The organism is Streptomyces sp. NPDC127595 (assembly GCF_042671685.1).
Classification (GTDB): Bacteria; Actinomycetota; Actinomycetes; order Streptomycetales; family Streptomycetaceae; genus Streptomyces.
This window is the reverse complement of record NZ_JBHXWK010000005.1, coordinates 200,291-223,273: the sequence shown is the minus strand read 5'-3', so window position 1 is coordinate 223,273 and position 22,983 is coordinate 200,291. Positions and strand designations below refer to the sequence as shown.

Genomic DNA, 22,983 nt, shown 5'->3' with positions numbered 1-22,983 from the left:
CAGGGACATATGAGGGGCACCGATCGGGCAGAACCACCACACTAACGGGGCATTGTGTGTCGATCGTTGCCATGTTGGGGGGAGAGGCCGTACCCACCTGGGGATGAAGAGGGTGTGGTCGAAAACACTCCCAGCCCGTTACCGGCACATGGTGGCGCTTCCACCAGGCATTCGGGGACACTGGCCACAGATCGTCCCGGCGCGAGCCACGCGCCGCCGGCGTACAAGGAGGCATCCGTGCCGCACGTCCTGGTCCTCAATGCGTCGTACGAGCCGCTCGGCGTCGTACCGCTCCGCCGCGCGCTCGTCCTCGTCCTGGAGAACAAGGCTGTCAGCCTCGAGGAATCCGGCGCCTTCATGCATAGCGCGACCGTTACTGTCCCCGCACCCAGCGTGGTCCGGCTGAAGAGGTTCGTACGGGTCCCTTATCGGGGGCCCGTTCCACTTACCCGTCGCGCGCTCTTCGCCCGCGACGGTGGCCGGTGCATGTACTGCGGTGGCGTCGCAACCAGCGTCGACCACGTCATCCCGCGCTCCCGCGGAGGTCAGCACGCCTGGGACAACGTGGTGGCGTCCTGCCGCCGCTGCAACCACACCAAGGCCGACCGTCACCTGGTCGAGATCGGCTGGCGCCTGCGCCATAAACCCGCCCCGCCTACGGGGCTCGCCTGGCGCATCATCGGAACCGGACACAGGGACCCGCGTTGGCTGCCTTATCTGCAGCCGTACGGCGCGGACGACGCGATGGCCCGGATCGACGGCATTTCCGCCTGAGATCCGGGCCTTCGTGTTGCCGTTCACGGTCGTACGGTGCCACTGGCGCCGTGCGTCGTACGGCACCCCGTCGCCCCGTTCCGGCTCCCCAGGAGGACCCCTGTGCCTCCCGGGGAGCCGGCGGCCTTTTCCGTACATGTCCGCGCGCCGGAGCTGTGTGAAATGTCACGTGAAGCGTAGTTCCGTCGGGTGGATGGAGCGGCGCAGCAGCGGCAGTGACGTGGCGGCGGCCAGCAGGCAGGCGGCGTACACGGCCACGGGGGCCAGCAGGGGCAGCAGCGGCACCGCTGAGCCGCCGGCGGCGAGCCACGCGTACCAGGTGCTGATCGCCATGCCCCCGGCACCGGCCAGTGCGACCGCGGGGGCCAGCGGCAGAGCCGTCTCCAGGAGCAGCGCCCGGCCGAGCACGGCGTGCGGCACCCCGGCGGCGGCCTGCGCGGCCAGCCCCCGGCGGCGGGTGGCCAGTGACTCCGCGGTGCCTACGGCGAGGCCGGAGAGGGTGATCACGAGGGCGACGAGGATGGCGGCGCCGGTGAGGTCGACCCCGGTGACGTAGAAGGAGATGTCCGCGGCGAGGGAGTCCCGGTCGCGTCCGTTCAGCTCGTCGAGCAGCACCTGCCGGATGCCGATGAATCCGGTCCCCACGACGGTCACCAGCAGGACCGCCGCGTGGGTGCGGGCGGCGGCCCACGGGTCGTCGCGCAGGCGCTCGGCGGCGATGAGTGTCGCCGGGTTTCCGGTGCGGGCGGCGAGCCTGCGGCCGGTGAGGCGGGCGGTGGCGGCGGTCGCCCGCACGGCGCCCACGCTGGTGATGATCACCACGCCGAAGACGAGCGGCGGCGCCGTGTCGAATCCGCCGAATTGATGCGGTGCCATGGCGAGCCCCACGAACATGATCACCGGTGCCGCCGTCAGGAACGCGGTGCCCGGACCCCGGCCGGTACTCGGGCGCGTCCGCCGCACCCACCCCAGCGGTGAGGCGACCACCCGGCGCAGCGCGAGCGTGCTCACCAGGGCGCCCAGCACCGGCACGGCCACCGCGACACTCGCGAACGCCGCCCAGGCGGCGGCGGGCGGATTCCGCCACTCACCCAGCACGAACAGCACGGAGAACACGGTCGCGACCGACGACCCCGCGAGACACGCGAGCCCCGTCTCCAGCGCGGCGATCCGCCGGACCTGCGCCGGAGCGGCCCCCGCCAGCCGCAGCCCGGCCAGCCGCCGGTCGCGGTGCACGGCACCGATCCGGGCGCACTGCCCGAGGAAGCCGAGCACCGGGACGAGCAGGAGGAGCAGGGCGAGGACGATGCCGGAGCGCTCGCCGGGGTCGTTGAGCAGACCGTTGCCGATGGATACGCTGTAGTGCCCCCGCAGCGAGGCGACCGCGGCCGCCGCCAGCATGAAGCCGGTGGCGAGCCCCGCCCCCACGGCTGTGAGCGTGACCCGCCACCACTCCCGCCGGTCGGAACCACGGGTCAGCAGCAGCGCGAGCCGGAGATCGGTCCTCACGGGGTCACCTCCGCGGACGCGTCGGCGGCTTGGGAGCCGGTCGTTTCGGAGTCGGCGGCTTCGGAGTCGGCCGTTTCAGAGCCGGCCACGGGCTCGGCCTCGGAACCGACGACCACTCCGTCCCGCAGCGCGACCTCCCGGTCCGCGTACGCCGCCACCTGTGCGTCGTGCGTGATCAGCAGGACCGCCGTACCGGACTCGCGGGCCGTGTGGATCAGCGCGGTCATTACCTGCTCCCCGGCGAGGGAGTCCAGCGCGCCGGTCGGCTCATCCGCGAAGACGACCTTCGGGCCGGTTACGAGGGCCCGCGCGAGCGACACCCGCTGGGCCTGCCCGCCACTCATCTCACCGGGCCGCAGCGCCTCCTGCCCGCGTACGCCGAACCGCTCCAGCCACTCGCCCGCCCGCTCCTGTGCCGCCGTACGCGAGAGGCCCGCCAGCAGCAGCGGCAGGGCCACGTTGTCGAGGGCGGTCAGCTCGGGGATCAGCTGCCCGAACTGGAACACCACCCCGAAGTCGGTACGCCGCAACTCGCTGAGCCGCTTCTCGGGGAAGAGGTCGAGGCGCTCACCGCCGTACTCCACCGTGCCCATGTCCGGGCGGACGATGCCGGCCAGGCAGTGCAGCAACGTGGACTTGCCGCTGCCGCTGGCCCCGGTGACGGCCAGGATCTCGCCGGCGCGCAGGTCCACCGAGGCGCCGCGCAGCGCCGGGGTGGCACCGTGCGCCTTGAACAGGCTCCTGGCGGCCAGGAGTGGATTGCTCATGCTGCGTCGACCTCCGCGGTCAGAGTGGTGAGCCGGGCCGCCGTCGTGGTCATCCAACGGAGGTCGGCGTCAAGGTGGTTGAGGGCGTAGTCGGCCGAGAGGACGGTCGCGAGATCGGCGCCCGGCGCGGTCTTCACCGCCGTGAGCTCACGCATCCGCGCCATGTGCGCGGCGCGCTGCGCCCCCAGATAGCCGGCCGGGTCCGCCGAGGCGAGGATCGCGACGACGACCTTCGCGAAGATCTCGTTTGTCACGAAGGGCGCCGGGGGTGTGATCTCACTTGCCCACTGGGCCAGTTCACGTGATCCGTCATCGGTGGAGCGGTACAGCGTCCGCTCCGGGCCGCCGTCCGAGCCGGTGCCCTTGACCTCGGCGAGACCGTCGCGGACCAGGCGCTGCAAGGTCGTGTAGACCTGCCCGTAGGCCAACGGGCGGGCCTGCGGGAAGCGTTCGTCGTGGCGTCGCTTGAGGTCGTAGCCGTGGCTGGGACCTCCGGCGAGCAGCCCCAGCAGGATGTGGCGGGTGCTCATGGGCATCATTATGTACTCGGTATATGTAGTGAGTGAATAGCTGAGCGGCGGGAGCTTCTGCGGGCTGCGACCAGGTGAGTGGCCGAACAGGCGTGTTTGCACCAACCTGGAAGGGCTGCGGGGGAACGGAACGTGACCAGTACCACGTTGTTCGTCCGGGTACGTCTGCCGTCGCGCCTGCTGGGTAGGGCTGCGGTGAACCCGCACAGGGCCTGGGAGGTCCTGGGCCTCCGTACGACGACAAGGAGTCCTCGTGGCCGCTTCGGCACACCTTCTGCTCGCGGCCCTCTCGAAACGGGGGGCGGAGCCGTCCGCCGACCTTCAGGGCCTGCGTGAGGACCCGCAGCTGTGCGTCCTCGGCGCGGAGGACGCCTACGCGGAGACCCCGCTGACCAGCGAACCCCCGCTCCCCGACGCCGAACCGCTGACCAGCGAGCCGCCGCTGGCCGACGTGGCGCACCTGACGAGCGAGCCCACCTCCACCGGCGCCGCGTCGGGGATCTAGATGGCTCGGCCCGCGGACCCGCCACCGACGCCGCTGTCCCGGCTCGCCGGACTGCACGGCGTCGCCGCCTCCTACAGCCCGTCACCCGACCGCACGGTCGCGGCCCCGGACACCGCGGTCGTCGCGGTCCTGGCGGCGCTCGGCGTCGACGCGAGCACGCCGGAGGCCATCGCCGCCGCCCTCGCGTCCCGGGAGGCCGAGGTGCGCGACCGGCTGCTGCCGCCGACCGTGGTGTGCTGGGGCGGCCGAGTCCCCGAGGAACTGGCCGGACTGCCGGACGGCACGCGCGTCCGCATCGACACCGAACAGGGTGAGACCCGCGCGTCGGTCGAGCAACTCCCGCTCGGCGTCCACGCGTTGCACGCCACCGCCCCCGACGGCCGCACCGCCGACGTCCACCTCGTGGTGGCCCCGGCCCGACTGCCCGCGCCGCCCGGACGGACGTACGGACTCCTCGTCCAGCTCTACTCCCTCCTCTCCCGCCGCTCCTGGGGCATGGGCGACCTGGGCGACCTCGCCGAACTCACCGCCTGGGCGGGCCGGGCACTCGGCGCCGGATTCGTGCAGGTCAACCCCTTGCACGCGGCCGTACCCGGTGCCCCCACCGACCCCTCCCCGTATCGGCCCTCCTCCCGGCGCTTCCCGGACCCGGTGCATCTGCGGGTCGAGGACATCCCGGAGTTCGCGTACGTCGACGACCGCGACCGGATCCGTACGCTGCTGGAACGCGCCGACCGACTCCGCGAATCCGTGCTGCACAAAGGCGCGTTGATCGACCGCGACGCCGTGTGGGAGCTCAAGCGCGAGGCGCTGGAACTGGTGCGCGAGGTGCCGCTCGGGCCCGGACGGCGGGCCGCGTACGTCGACTTCCTCGCCGAGGAAGGCGAGGCGCTGGAGGACCACGCCACCTGGTGCGCACTCGCCGAGGTGTACGGCTCCCGGTGGCAGCAGTGGCCTGTTGGGCTGCGCGATCCGCGCTCGCCCGAAACCGCCCGCGCCCGGGGCGAGTTGATGGACCGAGTCGACTTCCACAGCCGCCTCGCCTGGCTCACCGACGCCCAACTCGCCACCGCCCAGCGCTCCGCGCGCGACGCGGGCATGGCCGTAGGACTCGTGCACGACCTGGCCGTCGGAGTGCATCCGGACGGGGCCGACGCCTGGGCCCAGCAGGAGTACTTCGCCTCGGGCATGTCGGTCGGCGCACCCCCGGACGCCTTCAACGCGCGCGGTCAGGACTGGGGCCTGCCGCCCTGGAGACCCGACCGCCTGGCCGAGTCCGGCTACGCCCCCTACCGACGCCTCCTGCGCGCCCTCTTCCGCTCCGCGGGCGCCCTGCGCATCGACCACGTCATGGGCCTGTTCCGGCTCTGGTGGGTCCCACAGGGGCAGCCGCCCACGGAGGGGACGTACGTCCGCTACGACGGCGAGGCGATGCTCGCGGTACTGACCCTGGAGGCCTCACGCGCCGGGACGCTGGTGATCGGCGAGGACCTCGGCACCGTCGAACCCGGGGTGCGCGAGACGCTGCACGAGCGCGGGGTGCTCGGCACGTCGGTGCTGTGGTTCGAACGGGACTGGGACGGCGACGGACTCCCCCTCCCGCCCGAACGCTGGCGCGCCGACTGCCTGGCCACCGCCACCACCCACGACCTCCCGTCCACCGCCGCCCGGCTCACCGGCGAGCACGTCGAACTCCGCGACCGGCTGGGCCTGTTGACCGGCACCCTGGAGGAGGAGCGGGCCGCCGCGGCCGCCGAGACGGGGGAGTGGCTGGCGCTCCTTGCCCGGCTCGGGCTGCTGCAAGGCGTGACCGGGGGGCTCTCCGCGGAGTCGGAGGAGGCCGAGATCCAGGCCGTGCACCGGTTCCTGCTGCGTACCCCGGCCCGCATGATCGGCGTCTGGCTCCCGGACACGGTCGGCGACCGCCGCCCGCAGAACCTGCCGGGCACCTGGGACCAGTACCCGAACTGGCGGCTGCCCATCGCCGACGCCGAGGGGCGGCCGGTGACACTGGAGGAGTTGGCCGCCTCGCCCCGGCTGCACGCGCTGATCGATGTGCTGCGGGGCCGTGCGGGAGACGGCGGGCATGCGGGCGGGGGCGGCTGAGACCTCGCGGAGACGTCGGGGAGACCTCGTACGGCACCCCCGGGCGCGCGGCCCACTCGGGCGTTCGCTACGTTGGCACCGTGGACAAGAAGAACGCCCTGCGCGCCGGCGCCCTGGCTGCCGGTACGACGCTGATGATGCTGCTCATGACGTCTCCCGCGCTCGCGCTGACCCGCGACGACGGTGACGACCCCGGCAAGGGCCTGAGCGTGATCGACACGCTGGGGCTCTTCGTTGGCGCGCCGCTGCTGCTGTTCGCGGTCATCGCCGGTCTTGTGATGGTCTTCGACAAGTCCGACAAGAACCTGGGCCAGAAGGCGGGCTACAAGCAGAGCTAGGCCCGCTTCCACCTCTCTCCGTTTCCGTCGAGGGAGTCCGTGCACCCGTTGGGGTACGCGGGCTCCCTCGATGTGTTTCCCGGGCCCGGTGGTGGTGGGCTCACTGGTGCCCCTTACGGGTTCGGCGCCGTCAGATACCGCTGCACCGTCGGTCCCAGCCACACCACGATCTCCTCGCGGGACAGCGCCACGGTCGGCGGGAACCGCAGGACATAGCGGGTGAGCGCCAGTCCGAGCAGCTGTGAGGCGCAGAGCGCGGCCCGTGTCGGCGCCTGTTCGGGATCGGGGCAGGCGCGCAGGGCGACCGGCGCGATCTGGTCCCTGAAGACGCTCTGCATCCGCTCGGCCCCGGCCTCGTTGGTGACGCCGACGCGGAGCATCGCGGTGAACACCTCGTTCTTCTCCCAGAGGTCGAGGAAGTGGCCCACCAGGACGCGGCCCACATCGTGCGGGTCCAGGTCCTGCGGATCCGGCAGCCGCAGATCGACGTCGAGGACGGCGGCGAACAACCCGTCCTTCGAGCCGTAGTAGCGCATCACCATGGACGGGTCGATCCGCGCGTCCTTGGCGATGGCACGGATCGTGGCGCGCTCGTAGCCGTCCGCCGCGAAGCGTTCGCGGGCGGCGGCGAGGATCGCGGTGCGGGTGGCGTCGGAGCGGCGGGGGGCGTCGGCGCTCGCGCTCGCGGAGGGTTCCTTTACGGCCATGCCAACAACCGTAGGCCAACAGCCGTTGACAGTCCAGCGAGGTCACCCTATGTTGGCAAACGAGCGTTGGCCAACGAACGTTGACCAACAAGCGTTGGCATCAGGAGGTCGCAATGAACGGCAAGACCCGCTCCACCGAGTCTGCGGAATCTGCTGAGTTCGTTGAGCCCGGCGCCGTCATCGTCGTCGGCTCCGGTCCCACCGGCCTTCTGCTGGCCGGCGACCTCGCCACGGCCCGCGTCCCCGTCACCCTCGTCGAGAAGCGCCCGCAGAAGATCAGCAACCTCTCGCGCGCCTTCGTTCTGCACGCCCGCAGCCTGGAGCAGCTCGACGCACGCGGCCTCGCCGACGACCTGGAGGCCAAGGGGCAGACCCTCGACCGTATCCGGCTCTTCGGGCGGCTCACCGTCCAGCTCGGCGCCCTCCCCTCCCGCTTCAACCACCTCCTCGTCATCCCGCAGTACGAGGTGGAGAAGGCGTTGCGGCGGCGGGCGGAGGAGGCCGGGGTGCGGTTCGTGTACGAGACCGAGGTGACCGGGCTGAGCCAGGACGCGGACGGGGTGAACCTCCGAGTCCGGGGCGCCGACGGGAAGGCGGCGGGGCTGCGGGCCGCTTACGTCGTGGGTACGGACGGGATGCGCAGTGCGGTGCGTGACGCGATCGGGCTGCCGTTCCCCGGCAAGTCGGTGATCCGGTCCGTCGTCCTCGCGGACGTGCTGCTCGACGAGCAGCCGGAGAACATCCTGACCGCCAACGCCGCCGGTGACGCCTTCGCCTTCATCGCGCCCTTCGGTGACGGCTACCACCGCGTGATCTGCTGGCAGCGCGGCCGTGACGTCCCCGACAGCGAGCCGGTCGAGCTCGACGAGATCAGGGAGGTGGTCCGGCTGGCCCTCGGCCACGACTACGGAATGCGCGACGCCCGCTGGATGTCACGGTTCCACAGTGACGAGCGCCAGGCGCCCGCATACCGGGTGGGCCGGGTGTTCCTCGCCGGGGACGCCGCCCACGTCCACACCCCGGCCGGCGGTCAGGGCATGAACACCGGCCTTCAGGACGCGGCGAACCTGAGCTGGAAACTGGCGTCGGTCGTCAACGGCCATGCGGACACCGGCCTGTTGGACACCTACCAGGCCGAGCGCCACCCCGTGGGCAAGGCGGTGCTGCGCAGCAGTGGCGGCATCGTGCGGCTCGCGATGGCCAAGCACCCCGGGACACTGGCGTTCCGTGCCGTCGCCACCACGATTCTCAACCACGTCGGCCCGATCGGCCGTAAGGCCGCCGGCCAGATCACGGGCATCGGATACGAGTACGGGGCGCCGCGCGGCTCCCATCCCTTCGTCGGCAAGCGCGTACCGGACGTCGCCCTGGAGAGCGGTCGTCTCTACGAGGCCCTGCGCGGCGGCAGGTTCGTCCTCGTCACACCGGGGGCGACCGCGCAGTCGTACGAGGTCGGGGAGTACGAGGGCCGCAAGGACCGCCTTGCCGTGGAGAGTTGGGCGAGTGGTCGGCGTACGACCTTGCTGGTGCGGCCCGATGGGTATGTGGCCTGGGCCGCGGAGTCGCCGGACGCGGTGAGCGTCGAGGCGGCGCTCAGCGCGTCGCTGGACGGCCGGGCTCCGGCTGAGCGAGCCCGTCAGTAGCTGCCCGAGCAGGCAGGTGAGTTGACCTGCCTCTTCGGCCGGACAGGTCCTAGCCTGAGCGGTATGGGCGACGACGCTTCGGTGGCAGGTTTCTACGATCAGCTCGCGGCCGACTATCACCTCACCTACGCCGACTGGGACGCGAGCCTGGCCCGGCAGGGCAGAGCCCTGGACGCGATGATCCGGGCGGAGCTCGGCGCGGGGCCCATGTCGGTGCTCGACTGTTCCTGCGGGATCGGTACCCAGGCGATCGGTCTCGGCCGGTGCGGTCACCGGGTCACGGGTTCCGACATCAGTCCGGTGGCGGTCCGCCGCGCGGGGCGGGAGGCGGCTCTCCGCGAGGTGCGACTGCCCACGGCGGTGGCCGACATGCGGCAACTGCCCTTCGCCGACGGCGCGTTCGATGTCGTCGTGTGCGCCGACAACGCCCTTCCCCACCTGCTCACCGAGGAGGAGGTACTCGCGGTGCTCGCCGAGATGCGCCGCGTCCTTCGCGGCGGGGGACTCCTGATCATCAGCACCCGCCCCTACGACGAGATCCTCGCCTCCCGGCCCCTCTCGACCCCTCCCCAGCTCGCGCCGACACCAGGCGGCCGAGCCGTCACCTTCCAGCTCTGGGACTGGCACGACGACGGCGAACGCTACGACCTGGAGTTCTTCCAGCTCCTTCCCGACGGTGACGACTGGCGCGTCAAGGTGCGGCGCACCACCTACTGGGCCCTGACCCGGCGCAGACTGGCCGGCTTCGTCGCCGAGGCGGGCTTCGTCGAGCCCGAGTGGGCGGCACCGGAGAGCAGCGGCTTCTTCCAGCCGGTCCTCTCGGCGCGCAAGCCATAGGAAGCCATGACGGGCCACGACTTGTCGGAACTGGCCATGCACAGCGATGAGTTTCGAGGTCGTCGCAGGTCTGCACGACTGATACGTACGACCACGTATCCCGAGGAGAGACCAGCATGCTGCTCAGCGACAAGACCGCGATCGTCTACGGCGCCGGCGGAAGCATCGGCGGCGCGGTCGCCCGTGCCTTCGCCCGCGAGGGTGCCCGCGTACACCTCGTGGGGCGTACGGCGGAGACGCTCGACAAGGTGGCCAAGGACATCGCGGCGGCGGGCGGGGACGCCGAGACGGCCGTGATCGACGCGCTGGACGAGGCGGCGGTCGAGGCGCACGCGGCGACGGTGGCCGGTGACGGTGGCGGCATCGACGTGTCGTTCAACCTCGTCACGCGAGGCGACGTGCAGGGCGCCTCGCTTCTCGACATGCCTGTCGACGACTTCGTACGGCCCGTGGTGACCGGTGTCCGCGCCAACTTCATCACCGCGCGCGCCGCCGCCCGGCACATGGCGGAGCGCGGTTCCGGTGTGGTCCTCACCCTCAACAGCGGTTCGGCGCACGGCAGTCCGATGATGGGCGGCACGGGTCCGGCGGACGCGGCGATCGACACGCTGGTGCGCAATCTGGCGATGGAGCTGGGACCGCGCGGGGTGCGGGCCGTGGGTCTGTGGGCGGCCGGGGTGCCCGAGACCCTGACCGTAGAGAAGCTCAACGCGGTCGACAGTGGGATGCAGCTCGACGAGAGCGCCATCCAGGGCCTGTTGGCCAGCCTGGCGGGTATGCGCATGACCCGCCGCAACCCCACCCTCGCCGAGATCGCCGCCACGGCCGCGTTCCTCGCCTCCGACCACGCAGGCGGCATCACCGGCACGTTCGTCAACGTCACCGGCGGAATCTTTCCGGGCTGACCCTTCGGCAACAAATAAGACAACAAATTAAGGGGGGCACCCGGCACAACGCCGGGCGCCCCCCTTCACGTACGTCTCGTCGCCGCCGCGTCAGCCGACTACGACGACGCCGCCGCGTCCGCCGCCTGCGCCCGCAGTGCCCGCTCGACGCCCGAGCGGGACTCCGAGATCAGCCGCCGCAGGGCAGCGTTGGGCTCGGCGGAGGCCAGCCAGGCGTCCGTCTTGGCGAGGGTCTCCTCGGAGACCTGGATGGACGGGTAGAGGCCGACCGCGATCTGCTGGGCGATCTCGTGCGAGCGCGAGTCCCAGATGTCCTTCACCACGGCGAAGAACTGGTCCGTGTACGGCGCGAGCAGCTCGCGCTGGCCGGTCTGCACGAAGCCGCCGATCACCGCTTCCTGCACGGCGTTCGGGAGCTTGTCGGACTCGACGACCTGGGCCCAGGCCTCCGCCTTGGCCTCCTCGGTGGGACGCGCGGCACGGGCGGTGGCGGCGTGCCGCTCACCCGCCGCCGTCTTGTCCCGCTCGTACTCGGCGTTGATCTCCGCCTCGTCGTAGCGTCCGACCGCCGCGAGGCAGCCCACGAACGCCCAGCGCAGCTCGGTGTCGACGGCGAGGCCCTCGATGGTCTCGCGGTCCTCCAGCAGGCCCTCCAGGAGGTCGAGCTGCTCCGGCGTACGGGCGGTCGCCGCGAAGGCGCGCGCCCACGCGAGCTGGTGGTCGCTGCCGGGCTCGGCGGCCCGCAGATGGGCCAGCGTCGCGTCCGTCCAGCGGGTCAGCAGGGCCTCGCGGGCGTTCGGGTCGGCGTACAGCTCGATCGCCAGTTTCACCTGGCGGTGCAGCGACTGCACGACGCCGATGTCGGACTCCTTGCCGATGCCCGACAGGACGAGGGACAGGTAGTCGCGCGTCGCGAGCTCCGCGTCGCGTGTCATGTCCCAGGCCGAGGCCCAGCACAGGGCGCGGGGAAGGGAGGACTCGAAGTCGCCGAGGTGCTCGGTGACGAAGGCGAGGGAGTCCTCGTCGAGACGGACCTTCGCGTACGACAGGTCGTCGTCGTTGAGCAGGAAGACGTCCGGGCGGCGCTTGCCGATCAGCTCCGGTACGGCCGTCAGATCGCCGTCGACGTCCAGCTCGACGCGCTCGTCACGCAGCAGCTTGCCGCTTGCCTCGTCCAGGCTGTAGAGGCCGACGGCGATGCGGTGCGGGCGGAGCGTCGGCTCGCCCTTGGCGCCGGCGGGCAGCGCCGGGGCCTCCTGGCGGATCGCGAACGAGGTGATGACACCGTTCGCGTCCGTCTCGACCTCCGGGCGCAGGATGTTGATGCCCGCCGTCTGCAGCCACTTCTGCGACCAGGTCTTCAGATCACGCCCGCTGGTCTCCTCCAGCTTGCCCAGCAGATCGCTGAGCCGCGTGTTGCCGTACGCGTGCGCCTTGAAGTACGCCTGCACACCGCTGAAGAACTCGTCCATGCCGACGTACGCGACGAGCTGCTTGAGCACGCTCGCACCCTTGGCGTAGGTGATCCCGTCGAAGTTGACGAGCACGTCGTCCAGGTCGCGGATCTCCGCCATGATCGGGTGCGTCGACGGGAGCTGGTCCTGCCGGTAGGCCCACGTCTTCATGGAGTTGGCGAAGGTGGTCCAGGAGTGCGGCCAGCGCGAGTCGGGGGAGTACGCCTGGCAGGCGATGGAGGTGTACGTGGCGAACGACTCGTTCAGCCACAGGTCGTTCCACCACTCCATGGTCACGAGGTCGCCGAACCACATGTGCGCCAGCTCGTGCAGGATCGTCTCCGCACGCACCTCGTACGCGGCGTCGGTCACCTTGGACCGGAACACGTACTGGTCCCGGATCGTCACCGCGCCCGCGTTCTCCATCGCGCCCGCGTTGAACTCCGGCACGAAGAGCTGGTCGTACTTCTTGAACGGGTACGCGTAGGCGAACTTCTCCTGGAACCAGTCGAAGCCCTGCCGCGTCACCTCGAAGATCGCGTCCGAGTCCAGGAACTCGGCGAGCGAGGGACGGCAGTAGATACCGAGCGGGACGGACTGCCCGTCCTTCTCGTACACGCTGTGCACGCTGTGGTACGGGCCGACGATCAGGGCCGTGATGTACGTCGAGATCCGCGGCGTCGGCTCGAAGACCCAGATGTCGTCCTTGGGCTCGGGCGTCGGCGAGTTGGAGATGACGGTCCAGCCGGAGGGCGCCTTCACGGTGAACTGGAAGGTGGCCTTCAGGTCGGGCTGCTCGAACGACGCGAAGACACGTCGGGCGTCCGGGACCTCGAACTGGGTGTAGAGGTAGGCCTGTTGGTCGACGGGGTCGACGAACCGGTGCAGACCCTCGCCGGTGTTGGTGTAGGCGCAGTCCGCGACCACGCGCAGGACGTTGCGCCCCGCCAGGAGACCCGGGAGCGCGATCCGTGAGTCCTTGAAGACGGCGTCGACGTCCAGCGGGTCGCCGTTGAGGGTGACCTCGTGGACCGTGGGGGCCACGAGGTCGATGAAGGACTCGGCGCTGCCTTCGGTGACGTCGAATCGCACCGTGGTCGCGGACCTGTAGGTGCCGCCCTCCTGCGCGCCGGAGAGGTCGAGATCGACCTCGTACGAGTCAACGGTGAGCAGCTTCGCCCGCTGCTGCGCCTCTTCGCGGGTCAGGTTTGTGCCAGGCACGCGGTCATCTCCTCGATATGGGTGGGTTGCGCCATCCTTCCACGGGAGCCGCGCGGAACGCGATGTCTGTTTCCCGCCGGAGAACCGGGCGGGGGCGCGTGATGCTGGAGCCATGACGACGTACATCGCACGACCCATCGCGCCCGTGATCCTGAAGGAGCTGCGCTCCGTTGACGACGCGGGGCGCGGGATGATTCCCGTGACCGACGAGGAGGGCGGGCCGCCGCTGCGCTGCTGTCTGCGCCGCAGTGCGCCGGGAGAGCTGATCGCCCTGGTCTCGTACGCCCCGCTGCGGCGCTGGGCCGCGCAGACGGGCGCCGATCCGGGGGCCTACGACGAGCAGGGCCCGGTCTTCATCCACGCGGAGGAGTGCCCGGGGTCGGCCGCGCCGGGCTACCCCTTCGCCAACTCCCATCGGACGCTCCGCCGCTATTCCGCCGAGGGGCGCATCCTGGGCGGACGGCTGGTCGACGCCCTGGATGACGGGGCTTTCCGGGACGCCTTCGAAGACCCGGCTGTGGCGCTGGTGCATGTGCGGGCGGTGGAGCACGGGTGCTTTCTGTACGAGGTGCGCAGGGGGTAGGGGGTAGGGGGTAGGGGTTTTTCGCCCCCTCCGCCCCTGCCCGTCCCTTGTTTCTGGGGGCTGCCGCCCCCAGACCCCCGCTGTCGCGCTGAAGGCGCTCGTCCTCAAACGCCGGACGGGCCAGGTGTAACCCCTCCGGCGTTTGAGGAGCGGGGGTTCGGGGGCGGAGCCCCCAAGTGACGGGAATGGGCAAGGGCGGAGGGGGCGAAAAAAATCCCCCCACCCCCGGACGTCAGCCCTTGAGCTCCGCCGCCACCAGCTCCGCGATCTGGACCGCGTTCAGCGCCGCGCCCTTGCGGAGGTTGTCGCTGGAGACGAAGAGGGCGATGCCGTGGTCGACGGTCTCGTCGGGGCGGATGCGGCCGACGTAGGAGGCGTCCTTGCCGGCGGCCTGGAGAGGGGTGGGGATGTCGGAGAGGACGACGCCGGGGGCGCCGGCCAGGAGCTCCGTGGCGCGCTCCACGCTCAGCGGACGCGTGAAGCGGGCGTTCACCTGGAGGGAGTGCCCGGAGAAGACCGGGACGCGGACACAGGTGCCGGAGACCTTGAGGGCGGGGATCTCCAGGATCTTGCGGGACTCGTTGCGGAGCTTGTGCTCCTCGTCGGTCTCGTTCAGACCGTCGTCGACGAGCGAACCCGCGAAGGGGAGCACGTTGAAGGCGATGGGCCGCTTGTAGACCTGCGGCTCGGGGAAGTCGACCGCTTCCCCGTCGTGGGTGAGCTTGTCGGCTTCCGCCACGACCTTGAGGGCCTGGCCGTGCAGCTCGGCCACGCCGGCGACTCCGGAGCCGGAGACCGCCTGGTAGGTGGCGACGACGAGCGCTTCGAGGCCCGCCTCCGCGTGCAGCGGCTTCAGGACCGGCATGGCGGCCATCGTCGTGCAGTTCGGGTTCGCGATGATGCCCTTGGGGCGGTCGGCGATCGCGTGCGGGTTCACCTCGGAGACCACGAGGGGTACGTCCGGGTCCTTGCGCCAGGCGGAGGAGTTGTCGATCACGACGGCGCCCTGTGAGGCGACCTTCTCGGCCAGCGCCTTCGAGGTCGCGCCGCCCGCCGAGAACAGCACGATGTCCAGGCCCGAGTAGTCCGCCGTGGAAGCGTCCTCGACCGTCACCCCGTCGAGGACCGACCCGGCTGAGCGGGCCGAGGCGAACAGGCGCAGCTCGTCGACGGGAAAGTCCCGCTCGACCAGGATCCTGCGCATGACTGTGCCGACCTGACCGGTGGCTCCGACGATTCCGACCCTCACGGCGACTCCCTTTGCTTGCCTATTACGTGGTCCGGCGCTTCCATGATGCGTCTGACCGGGGCCCGCGTGTCCAATCCTTTCGCCCGGTCGCCCGAGGAGTGGGACGCGGGGTCCCGGACCGGTGTGACGTACCTCTCCAAAGAGGGCGCCGGAGGGGACCGGGAAAAAAGAACGCCGGATCAGGCGAACGTTTCCGCCCGCCCCGGCGTCGTAGGGGAAACGCGGGAGGGGAGGGGTGCTGTGCTGCGCAGAAAGGCCCGCCGCGGCCAGGGGGGCGGCCATGTGGGCGGCCATGGGGTGGACGACCCCCTGGACGCGGCGCAGGAACGCCGGGTGCGGGCCGTGCTCGCGCTCGGCGGGGTACCGCAGGCGGACCTGCCGGACGGGGTGCAGCAGGTCCGCCTGCGGTTGCTGGAGCGCGCGGCGAAGGGGGACGAGGCGCCGCGTGACGTGTCCGCGTGGGCCGCGGTCGTCGCCTCCAACCTGGCGATGGACTGGCACCGGGCCAAGCGCCGCCAGGAGCGGATAGGCGAACGCCTGGCCTCGCTGCGGCAGCCGGAGCACTCCAGTGACGAGGACTCCAACGTGCTCTCGCTCGCCGTCGCCCGGGGGCTGGACGAACTGCCTGACTCCCAGCGTCAGGTACTCGTCCTGCGTTTCTACGCCGACCTGCCCGTCCGGGGCATAGCCGAGGAACTCGGCATCCCGGAGGGCACGGTCAAGAGCAGGCTGCATACGGCGGTACGGGCTCTGCGCGCCCGCCTGCACGAGGACGAGGTGGTGTGACGTGGCCGAGTACGAAGGTGTCGACGCGCTCCTGGCCGCGATCACGGACGAACCGCTGCCCGAAGGAGCCGAGAACGACGCCGAGTTCATGGCGGAGCACGGGCAGGCGCTCGCGGATGTGGCGCTGCTGCGCGAGCAGTTGACGCTCATCGGGGAAGCGCTGGCGGACGGTGCGAAGTCGGCGGCGGTGGTCGGGCCGGTGAAGCCGGTCCGTGTGCGTGCCCCGAAGAAAAGGCGCCCCCTGAAGATCGCCTTCGGCGCCCTCGCCGTCGCGTGCGCCGCCGGTCTGATGGTGGGCACGGGCTGGCTCGTGGTGCAGGCCGGGCAGGGCGTGAGCGACGACTCGGGGGCGTCGAGCACGGCGGACAAGGCGGCCGGTCCTCAGGACGACGCCAAGGGGGGATCCTCGTTCAGCGCCTCGGAATACATCGCCTGCTCCCGTCTCATCGTCGAGGGCACGGTCGCGCAGGTCGAGCCGCTCCCCGGCACCGCCCAGGACCGCATCACGCTGGACGTGACCCGCTACTACAAGCCGGACAAGGGGAAGGACGAGATCACCTTCCTGATGGACGAGGACGCCGAGCCACAGCTCCACAAGGGCGACCACGTCCTTGTCGGCATCGCGCGGGGCGAGGCCTCGCCCGACACCTGGACGACGAGTGAGCAGGAGATCACCCAGGAACGGACCTGGATCCTCGACGCGCTGCCCGACTCCCGCGAACTCGGCGACCTCGCCTGCGAATGACCGGGTGCCCGAGGCGCGCCTGCGCATGACCCGGTGCACGAGGCTCGCCTGTCCATGACCGGGCGTACGAGACGCGCCTGCGCATGACCCGGTGCACGAGGCTCGCCCGTCCATGACCGGGCGTATGAGGCTCGCCCGCGCATGACCGGGCGCATGAGAAAGGGCGGGCGCCCGTGACCGGACGCCCGCCCCGAAGCCGTAGAAGCTACGGCGTGACCTTCTCGATCTTCACGCTGCCGAGGCCCGCGACCGTGCCGCGGGCGTTCACCAGCTGGACCTGACCGAAGAACTCGCGTCCCTCGGGCGCCGCGGCCGCGGCGGTGACCGAGGCGGACACCGAGGCCGAGGCGCCGGTGGCGAGCTTGACCGGAGTGGACTCGTCGACGTCGACGGTGCCGAGCGCGGACGAGAAGAACACGTCCTGGTAGTCGTACGCGGTCGAGCCGGACGGGACCGCGTAGCCCACGACCTCGACGGTGTACGTACCGGCGGCGGGCGAGGGGATGGAGACGGCCTCCTCGGAGTCACCGTCGGCGGACTGGCCGACGACGGTCCCGGCGGCGTTGTACACCGTCAGGTCGAGGTCCGCCGCCTGGTCCGAGACGTTGCCGATGGCGACGTCGAGGGACGCGGCGCCCGCGGGCACCTCGACCGTCGTCGTCTGCGTCTCGGCGTCGGCGATGGTCGGCCGCGTGGTCAGCGAGGAGCCGAGCGGGCCGCCCTTCAGGGTGCCGTCGAGCGCGGCGTAGTTGTTCTTCACGGTCCAGGAGGCGGGGGCCGGGGTGCCGACCTTGGCCTCGGGGACGGTGACGACGGCCGGGTCGAAGGCCACGCCGAGCACGGAGACGTCGAGCTTGTACGGGTTGTCGAGCAGCGGCGACGTACGGCGCGACTCGACCTCGATCTCCCAGACACCGGGCTGCGGGTCCGCGTACGAACGCACGTCGGGCTTGCAGCCGTTGCCGTTGAGGTAGTTGTTGTAGCAGTACGGAGTCGAGGTGTTGTCGACCGGAACGCCGTACGGGTGGATCGCGATGAACCGGGTCTGGCTCGTCGCCTTCAGCCCGCTGATCGCCACCTCGAGGGACTTGGCGCCCTCGGGGACGGTGACGAAGTAGGACGTGGAGCTGTTGCGCTGCACCGAACCCGACGCCGCGTAGGTGTAGTTGAGCGGTGCGGAGACGACGACGGTCGACAGGATCTGCTTGTCGACGCCCTCGGTCTTCGGGTCGTCGACCTCGAGGATCGCGCTCTTCAGACCGGCCGTCTTCGGGGCGGCCTGGACCTTGACGGTCACCGGCTGGTTCAGCGGCAGCTTCACCACGTCGTTACCGACGATCTTGAAGGTGCCGGCGGTGTTGTTCTCGAAGTACAGCTCGTGCGTGAGCGCCTTGTCGGCGCCGGACGTACGGGTGATCGTGACGTCGTACGTCTTCTTCTGGCCCGCCTTGAGGCCGCCCTCACGGTCGTAGAGACCCGTGCCGAAGCCCGGGGTCTTGAGCGCGTAGTCGATCGCGGTGTCGACCGGCGCCTTCACCGTGTAGTCGTGGGCGGTCGCGCCGGCCTTGATGGAGGTCCACGCGTCCACGATGTTGATGAGGCCCGCGCCCTCCTCGTACGCCTGAACACCCTTGATGTGATCGGCGGTCGAGGTCAGCGCCGTGCGCAGGGTCGCCGGGGTGAGGTCGATGTTCTTCTGCTTGGCGGCGCTCAGCAGCAGCGCCGAGGCGCCCGCGGCCTGCGGGGACGCCATCGACGTACCCTGCAGCATCGAGTAGCCGGCCGGCAGCGTGTAGCCCGCCTCGGCGACCGGGCCGCCGGGCAGCCAGGTCTGCGTGGTGTTGATGGAGGCGCCGGGGGCGGTCAGGGTCGGCGTGAAGCCGCCGTCCTCACGCGGGCCGCGCGAGGAGAAGGGCAGCAGCGCGTAGTCCTTCGAGACCTGCGAGCCGTAGTTGGACGCCCAGGTCTCCTTGGAGATGGAGGCCGCGACCGAGATGACCTTGTCGGCCAGGCCGGGGTCGCCGATGGTGTTCGCGCCGGGGCCGGAGTTGCCCGCGGAGATCACCAGCTGGACGCCGTAGGTGTCGATGAGGCGCGTGTAGAGCTCGGCGCGCGCGTTGTTGCCGTCGTTCAGCGCGGGCAGGCCGCCGATCGACATGTTGACGATGTCGACGCCGCGGTTGGCGACGAGGTCGATCATGCCCTCGGTGAGCGCGATGTTGGTGCAGCCGCCGCTCCAGGTGCAGGCGCGCGAGGAGACGATCTTCGCGCCGGGGGCCGCGCCGTTCATCTTGCCGCCGAACAGGCCGTTCGCGGCGGTGATGCCCGCCACGTGCGTGCCGTGCTCGGACTCGATGACGCCGATGTTGACGAAGTCACGCTTCTGACCGACCCAGGAACCGCCGTACGGGTCCATCGGGACATCCTTGCGGATCTCCACGACGAACGGCTGGCTCTCGACGACGTCGGTGGACGGGTTGTCCGTGCCGAAGTAGCCGATCTGGTAGCCGTCCTTGTACGGCTTCAGCGGAGTGTCGTCGCTGAAGTCGCCGTTGTTGTTCAGGTCGACGCGGACCGTGCCGGCCGCCGCGTCGTACAGGAGGCCCCACGTGTCGGTGGTGTCGCCGTCCCGGTTCGCGTCGCCCGCGGCGTCGCCGCCCGCGGTCGAGGACTCCCGGAAGAGGCTGACCTGGTAGGAGCCCGCGGGCGCCGTCCAGGTCTTGCCGCTGTAGGTGAAGGTGGGCCCGGAGACCGGGGTGATCTGCGGGCGCCAGGTGGCGTCGCCGTCCAGGATCGGGTCGGTCGCGGTGACCCAGTCGACGATCTTGCGCTCGCCGGTGGTGGTCTTCTGCAGCGCCGGGTGCCCGAGGTCGACACCGGAGTCGAGGATGCCGATGGTGATGCCCCGGCCGTCCGCCTTCGGGTTCTCCTTCACGAAGTCGACGGCGCCCGTCTCGAAGGACGGGTTGTACGGGTTCTCGGCGGGCGTGCTCTTGGAGGGGGCCGGGTAGGTGGCCGCCGTGGAGACGTTGCCCGAGGTCTTGGCGGTGTCGGCGCTCGGTGTCGGGTCGTCGAGCGCGATCTCCTGGCGCAGGTCGATCCCGTGCACGGAGGACAGCTTCGTCGCGGCCTCGATGGCGGAGTCGGCCTTGGCCGTCGGGACGGTGGCGCGGACGTAGCCGAGCTCGTCGTAGGTCTCGCCTACCGAGCCGCCCTTCACCGCGTCCAGCTGGCCGGCGACCTGCTCGGTCTGGCCCGGAGCGGTGGCGATCATCATCGTGACGTTCTTGTCGCCGGCCGCCTTGGCGTCGGCGAGGAGGTCCGCGTCGTCCGAACCGAGCTTCTCGCTCGCGGACTTGACGACGGGGTCCGCCGCCGGAGTGTCGGCTCCTGCGGAGAAGGCCATGGGTATCGGCCCGGCCGCGGAAAGCGCGGCCACCAGTCCCGCGGCCACGGCTATGCGGGCCACGCGTCTCGCGCCCGATATCGGAGCGCGCTGAGAGTCGGGGGTCATCAGCATCCCTGTAGGTAAAGGAACGAGCGGGTGAGCGACCGGGGTCGATCTGTTCCGGCCGCGGACGTCCGGGAGATGATCCCGGATGATCGCTCAGCTTTACTCATGGGAAGGATGTTTAGGGAGAGTTGACCGAATCGATATGGGGGTGTGGGGAAAACCCCCTGTGCGACGAGGGGGATGAATCCCGAAAGGCGGCAACTTGCCCCTTTTCGGCCTCCCTTCGTGCGGCGTGTTGAGTCGCCCTTCGCGTGGCGCGTTCAGTCGCCCTTCGTACGGCGCGTTCAGTCGCCTTTCGTGTGGCGCGCGTAATGCCGGGACGCCTTGGCGCGATTGCCGCACCCCGCCATCGAGCACCAGCGGCGCGTGCCGTTCCGTGAGGTGTCGAAGAAGTGCAGGATGCACGACTCGTGCGCGCACCCGCGGATCCGGTCGGGGGCGGTGCGCAGCAGCTCCAGATAGTCGCGCGCGGCGAGCCAGGCCGGCCCCCAGGAGGGGTCGCTGAACTCGGGGTTCTCGCCCTGCCCGCGGGCGGTCAGCGTGAGGCGCACCCGCCCGTGCGCGAGGACGGCGTCGATGTCGTCGGCGCCCTCGGCGAGGGATCCGTCGACGGCGGCTCGCAGGGCGTCCCGCGCCTGGAGCGTGTGCCGCAGAACGGCGCCGCTCGCCGGGAAGTCGAGCCGGTTGCCCGCCAGCCACACCGCCAGCCCGTCGGTGTCCGTCAGCAGATCCCGCACGGTCCCCTCGTGCATCCAGCGGGTGTTGAGCAGGTCGAGGGAGACCGGCTCCCCGGTGAGCGGGCGCGGGTCGTGGGTGACGGTCATGGCGGAGGCTCCCTTCCCTGCTAACCGCTCAAGGTTATGTGACCGGTTGCGTTCTTTGATTCTAACCTTTAATGTCAATGACAGAGGTTAGGTTCTCTGGGGGGCCTGGCCAACGACAGAGGGGACTGTCATGACTCCGCGCACCGGCCACATCGGTCTGAACGTCACGGACCTCGACCGCTCACTCGGCTTCTACCGCGACGTGCTCGGCTTCGGCGTGATGGGCGAGGGCAAGGAGGAGGACCGGCGGTACGCGTTCCTGGGAGGCGACAGCGGTCTTGTCCTCACGCTGTGGCAGCAGGCGCAGGGGCCGCACGACACCGGCCGCGCGGGCCTGCACCACCTCGCGCTGGAAGTGGACTCGATCGACCAGGTGAAGACGTACGAAACGGCTCTGCGTGAGTACGGCGTGGAGTTCGCGTACGAGGGTGTGGTTGCCCACCACGAGGGCGGGACCTCCGGCGGCATCTTCTTCCACGACCCCGACGGCACCCGCCTGGAGATCTACGCGGAGAGCGGCGCCGAGGGGGCGCCGGCACCGTCCGAGTCGGCTCCTACCTGCGGTTTCTTCTAAAGAACCTGCGGTTTCTTCCAGAGGGTTCTTCCACGAGAGGGATGCGTCGTGACGTATCACGCCGGTTCGCGCGCCATGCAGGACCGGGTCGGCGTCCGGGAGGCCGCCGACCATATGGACCGTGCCGTCGGGCAGGGCATCCGGCCGGTGGCCGCCGCCTTCCTGGAACGGCAGCCCATGCTGGTGCTCGGCGCCGCGGATCCGGTGAGCGGCGCCGTGTGGGCCTCGCTGCTCACCGGTGAGCCCGGATTCGTCCGGGCCACGGCTCCGCACCAGATCTCGGTGGCGGGCGGAGTCCGTGCGGGCGACCCGCTCGCGACCGCGCTCGCCGTGCCGAACACCCCTGTGGGCACCATCGCGCTCGACCCGCGCACCCGTCGCCGTATGCGCCTCAACGGCCGGGCGCGTCCGACGCCCCGCGGCCTCGCGATCGTGGCCGACCAGGTCTTCTCCAACTGCCCGAAGTACCTCCAGTGCAGGGAGTCGTACGAGACGGTGGACCGCGCCTCGGCGACGGCGCTGCGCGGTCCTGAACTCAGCCCGGAGCAGCGGGAGTTCATCGAGTCCTCGGACACCTTCTTCCTCGCCACCGTCCATGAGCACGGCGCCGACGCCAGCCATCGTGGCGGCAACCCGGGCTTCGTGTGCGCCGCTTCTGCCCGCGAGCTGAGCTGGCCCGACTATCCCGGCAACGCCATGTTCCTGAGCCTCGGCAACCTGTCGGTCGAGCCGCGGGCCGGGCTGCTCTTCCTGGACTGGGTGTCGGGGACGGTGCTTCAGCTCACTGGCACGGCACGCACCGAGTTCGACGGGGACGGGGAACGCACGGTCCGCTTCCTCGTCGAGGAGGTCCTCGAAACCCCGGCCGCCAGCCCGCTGACCTGGTCCGCGCCTGAGTATTCGCCGGCCAATCCGGACTTGGCGCGCTAACGTCACGGAGTGCGCGAGGAGTTGAGGGTGGCGGCCTACGCCATATGCGTCAGGGACGGGGAGCTGCTGCTCGCCCGCGGCTGGGACGATGACGGCACTCCCGAGTGGATGCTGCCCGGCGGCGGCATGGACCACGGTGAGGACCCCTATGACACCGTCGTCCGCGAGGTCGAGGAGGAGACGGGGTATGTCTTCGAGGCCACCGGGCTGCTCGGCGTGGACTCGTTCCGGCGACGGATTCCGCGCCGCCTCGGAGTCGTCGCCGACCATCACGCCCTGCGGCTCATCTACGAGGGGCGGATCACCGGCGGCGAACTGCGCCCGGAGGTGAACGGCTCGACAGATCTGGCGGCTTGGCACCCGCTGGACGCTGTATCCGGGCTGAACCGGGTCGGACTGGTCGATATCGGACTGGCGTTGTGGCGGCAGCGCCCGGCCGTGGGCCGCATGGCGAAGTAGGTCGCCTGCGACGGCTTGCCTGT

The 22,983-nt window shown here is 70.7% G+C and carries 21 protein-coding genes; 13 read left to right on the top strand and 8 right to left on the bottom strand.

Annotated features, from left to right (window positions below; genetic code table 11):
• The first annotated feature begins 237 nt into the window (after positions 1-237).
• The gene (locus ACFVKT_RS18000; RefSeq protein WP_358819353.1) at positions 238-774 is read left to right on the top strand and encodes an HNH endonuclease; all 537 of its coding nucleotides are present in this window, start codon (positions 238-240) and stop codon (positions 772-774) included.
• A 165-nt stretch (positions 775-939) separates the two neighbouring features.
• On the opposite strand, the gene ACFVKT_RS17995 is transcribed toward ACFVKT_RS18000, so the two are convergent.
• The 3 genes from ACFVKT_RS17995 to ACFVKT_RS17985 are packed head-to-tail and all read right to left on the bottom strand — an operon-like array spanning position 940 to position 3,580.
• Positions 940-2,283, bottom strand: a complete 1,344-nt coding sequence (locus ACFVKT_RS17995; RefSeq protein ID WP_385732483.1) for an ABC transporter permease — start codon at positions 2,281-2,283, stop codon at positions 940-942.
• Positions 2,280-3,050, bottom strand: coding sequence for an ABC transporter ATP-binding protein (locus ACFVKT_RS17990; RefSeq protein WP_385732481.1), 771 nt, complete (start codon positions 3,048-3,050; stop codon positions 2,280-2,282). Before ACFVKT_RS17990 ends, ACFVKT_RS17995 begins: the two co-directional genes overlap by 4 nt.
• Positions 3,047-3,580 carry a PadR family transcriptional regulator gene (locus ACFVKT_RS17985; protein ID WP_385732479.1) on the bottom strand — a complete coding sequence of 178 codons (534 nt, stop codon included), beginning with the start codon at positions 3,578-3,580 and terminating at the stop codon, positions 3,047-3,049. Before ACFVKT_RS17985 ends, ACFVKT_RS17990 begins: the two co-directional genes overlap by 4 nt.
• Before the next feature lie 253 nt (positions 3,581-3,833).
• Between ACFVKT_RS17985 and ACFVKT_RS17980 the strand changes: the two genes are divergently transcribed.
• From ACFVKT_RS17980 to ACFVKT_RS17970, 3 genes are all read left to right on the top strand, one after another.
• The gene (locus tag ACFVKT_RS17980; RefSeq protein WP_385732477.1) at positions 3,834-4,085 is read left to right on the top strand and encodes a hypothetical protein; all 252 of its coding nucleotides are present in this window, start codon (positions 3,834-3,836) and stop codon (positions 4,083-4,085) included.
• The gene (malQ, locus tag ACFVKT_RS17975) at positions 4,086-6,191 is read left to right on the top strand and encodes a 4-alpha-glucanotransferase (protein WP_385732476.1); all 2,106 of its coding nucleotides are present in this window, start codon (positions 4,086-4,088) and stop codon (positions 6,189-6,191) included.
• An 80-nt stretch (positions 6,192-6,271) separates the two neighbouring features.
• Positions 6,272-6,529 carry a hypothetical protein gene (locus ACFVKT_RS17970; RefSeq protein ID WP_385732474.1) on the top strand — a complete coding sequence of 86 codons (258 nt, stop codon included), beginning with the start codon at positions 6,272-6,274 and terminating at the stop codon, positions 6,527-6,529.
• Between the two features lie 113 nt (positions 6,530-6,642).
• Here the strand turns inward: ACFVKT_RS17970 and ACFVKT_RS17965 are convergent, their stop codons facing one another.
• The gene (locus tag ACFVKT_RS17965) at positions 6,643-7,236 is read right to left on the bottom strand and encodes a TetR family transcriptional regulator (RefSeq protein ID WP_385732472.1); all 594 of its coding nucleotides are present in this window, start codon (positions 7,234-7,236) and stop codon (positions 6,643-6,645) included.
• Positions 7,237-7,349: 113 nt separating this feature from the next.
• Here ACFVKT_RS17965 and ACFVKT_RS17960 point away from each other — a divergent pair, with 113 nt between their 5' ends.
• From ACFVKT_RS17960 to ACFVKT_RS17950, 3 genes are all read left to right on the top strand, one after another.
• Positions 7,350-8,879: an FAD-dependent monooxygenase gene (locus ACFVKT_RS17960; RefSeq protein ID WP_385732470.1), complete on the top strand. Its 1,530-nt coding sequence runs from the start codon at positions 7,350-7,352 to the stop codon at positions 8,877-8,879.
• Between the two features lie 63 nt (positions 8,880-8,942).
• A complete protein-coding gene (locus ACFVKT_RS17955; protein WP_385732468.1) occupies positions 8,943-9,716 on the top strand; it encodes a class I SAM-dependent methyltransferase in 774 nt (257 codons plus the stop codon).
• 116 nt (positions 9,717-9,832) lie between these two features.
• The gene (locus ACFVKT_RS17950; RefSeq protein ID WP_385732466.1) at positions 9,833-10,621 is read left to right on the top strand and encodes an SDR family NAD(P)-dependent oxidoreductase; all 789 of its coding nucleotides are present in this window, start codon (positions 9,833-9,835) and stop codon (positions 10,619-10,621) included.
• A 98-nt stretch (positions 10,622-10,719) separates the two neighbouring features.
• Here the strand turns inward: ACFVKT_RS17950 and pepN are convergent, their stop codons facing one another.
• Positions 10,720-13,296: an aminopeptidase N gene (pepN, locus tag ACFVKT_RS17945; RefSeq protein ID WP_385732464.1), complete on the bottom strand. Its 2,577-nt coding sequence runs from the start codon at positions 13,294-13,296 to the stop codon at positions 10,720-10,722.
• 112 nt (positions 13,297-13,408) lie between these two features.
• Between pepN and ACFVKT_RS17940 the strand changes: the two genes are divergently transcribed.
• Positions 13,409-13,879 (top strand): DUF1203 domain-containing protein, encoded by a 471-nt coding sequence (locus ACFVKT_RS17940; RefSeq protein ID WP_385732462.1) that lies wholly within the window; start codon positions 13,409-13,411, stop codon positions 13,877-13,879.
• Between the two features lie 232 nt (positions 13,880-14,111).
• On the opposite strand, the gene ACFVKT_RS17935 is transcribed toward ACFVKT_RS17940, so the two are convergent.
• Positions 14,112-15,128, bottom strand: coding sequence for an aspartate-semialdehyde dehydrogenase (locus ACFVKT_RS17935; RefSeq protein ID WP_385732461.1), 1,017 nt, complete (start codon positions 15,126-15,128; stop codon positions 14,112-14,114).
• Positions 15,129-15,368: 240 nt separating this feature from the next.
• On the opposite strand from ACFVKT_RS17935, the gene ACFVKT_RS17930 reads away from it, so the two are divergent.
• A complete protein-coding gene (locus tag ACFVKT_RS17930) occupies positions 15,369-15,914 on the top strand; it encodes a sigma-70 family RNA polymerase sigma factor (protein WP_385732459.1) in 546 nt (181 codons plus the stop codon).
• Position 15,915: 1 nt separating this feature from the next.
• On the top strand, positions 15,916-16,659 hold the full coding sequence (locus tag ACFVKT_RS17925) for a hypothetical protein (RefSeq protein ID WP_385732457.1): 744 nt from the start codon (positions 15,916-15,918) through the stop codon (positions 16,657-16,659).
• 205 nt (positions 16,660-16,864) lie between these two features.
• Here ACFVKT_RS17925 and ACFVKT_RS17920 read toward each other — a convergent pair whose 3' ends face one another.
• Entirely contained in the window at positions 16,865-20,173 is a 3,309-nt protein-coding gene (locus ACFVKT_RS17920) for a S8 family serine peptidase (RefSeq protein WP_385732455.1), read from the bottom strand.
• A 284-nt stretch (positions 20,174-20,457) separates the two neighbouring features.
• Positions 20,458-20,997 (bottom strand): CGNR zinc finger domain-containing protein, encoded by a 540-nt coding sequence (locus tag ACFVKT_RS17915; RefSeq protein WP_385732453.1) that lies wholly within the window; start codon positions 20,995-20,997, stop codon positions 20,458-20,460.
• 130 nt (positions 20,998-21,127) lie between these two features.
• Here ACFVKT_RS17915 and ACFVKT_RS17910 point away from each other — a divergent pair, with 130 nt between their 5' ends.
• From ACFVKT_RS17910 to ACFVKT_RS17900, 3 genes are all read left to right on the top strand, one after another.
• Entirely contained in the window at positions 21,128-21,571 is a 444-nt protein-coding gene (locus ACFVKT_RS17910) for a VOC family protein (RefSeq protein ID WP_385732451.1), read from the top strand.
• Between the two features lie 75 nt (positions 21,572-21,646).
• The gene (locus ACFVKT_RS17905; RefSeq protein ID WP_385733160.1) at positions 21,647-22,501 is read left to right on the top strand and encodes a pyridoxamine 5'-phosphate oxidase family protein; all 855 of its coding nucleotides are present in this window, start codon (positions 21,647-21,649) and stop codon (positions 22,499-22,501) included.
• Between the two features lie 9 nt (positions 22,502-22,510).
• Positions 22,511-22,960 (top strand): NUDIX hydrolase, encoded by a 450-nt coding sequence (locus tag ACFVKT_RS17900; RefSeq protein WP_385732449.1) that lies wholly within the window; start codon positions 22,511-22,513, stop codon positions 22,958-22,960.
• The last annotated feature ends 23 nt before the right edge of the window (positions 22,961-22,983 follow it).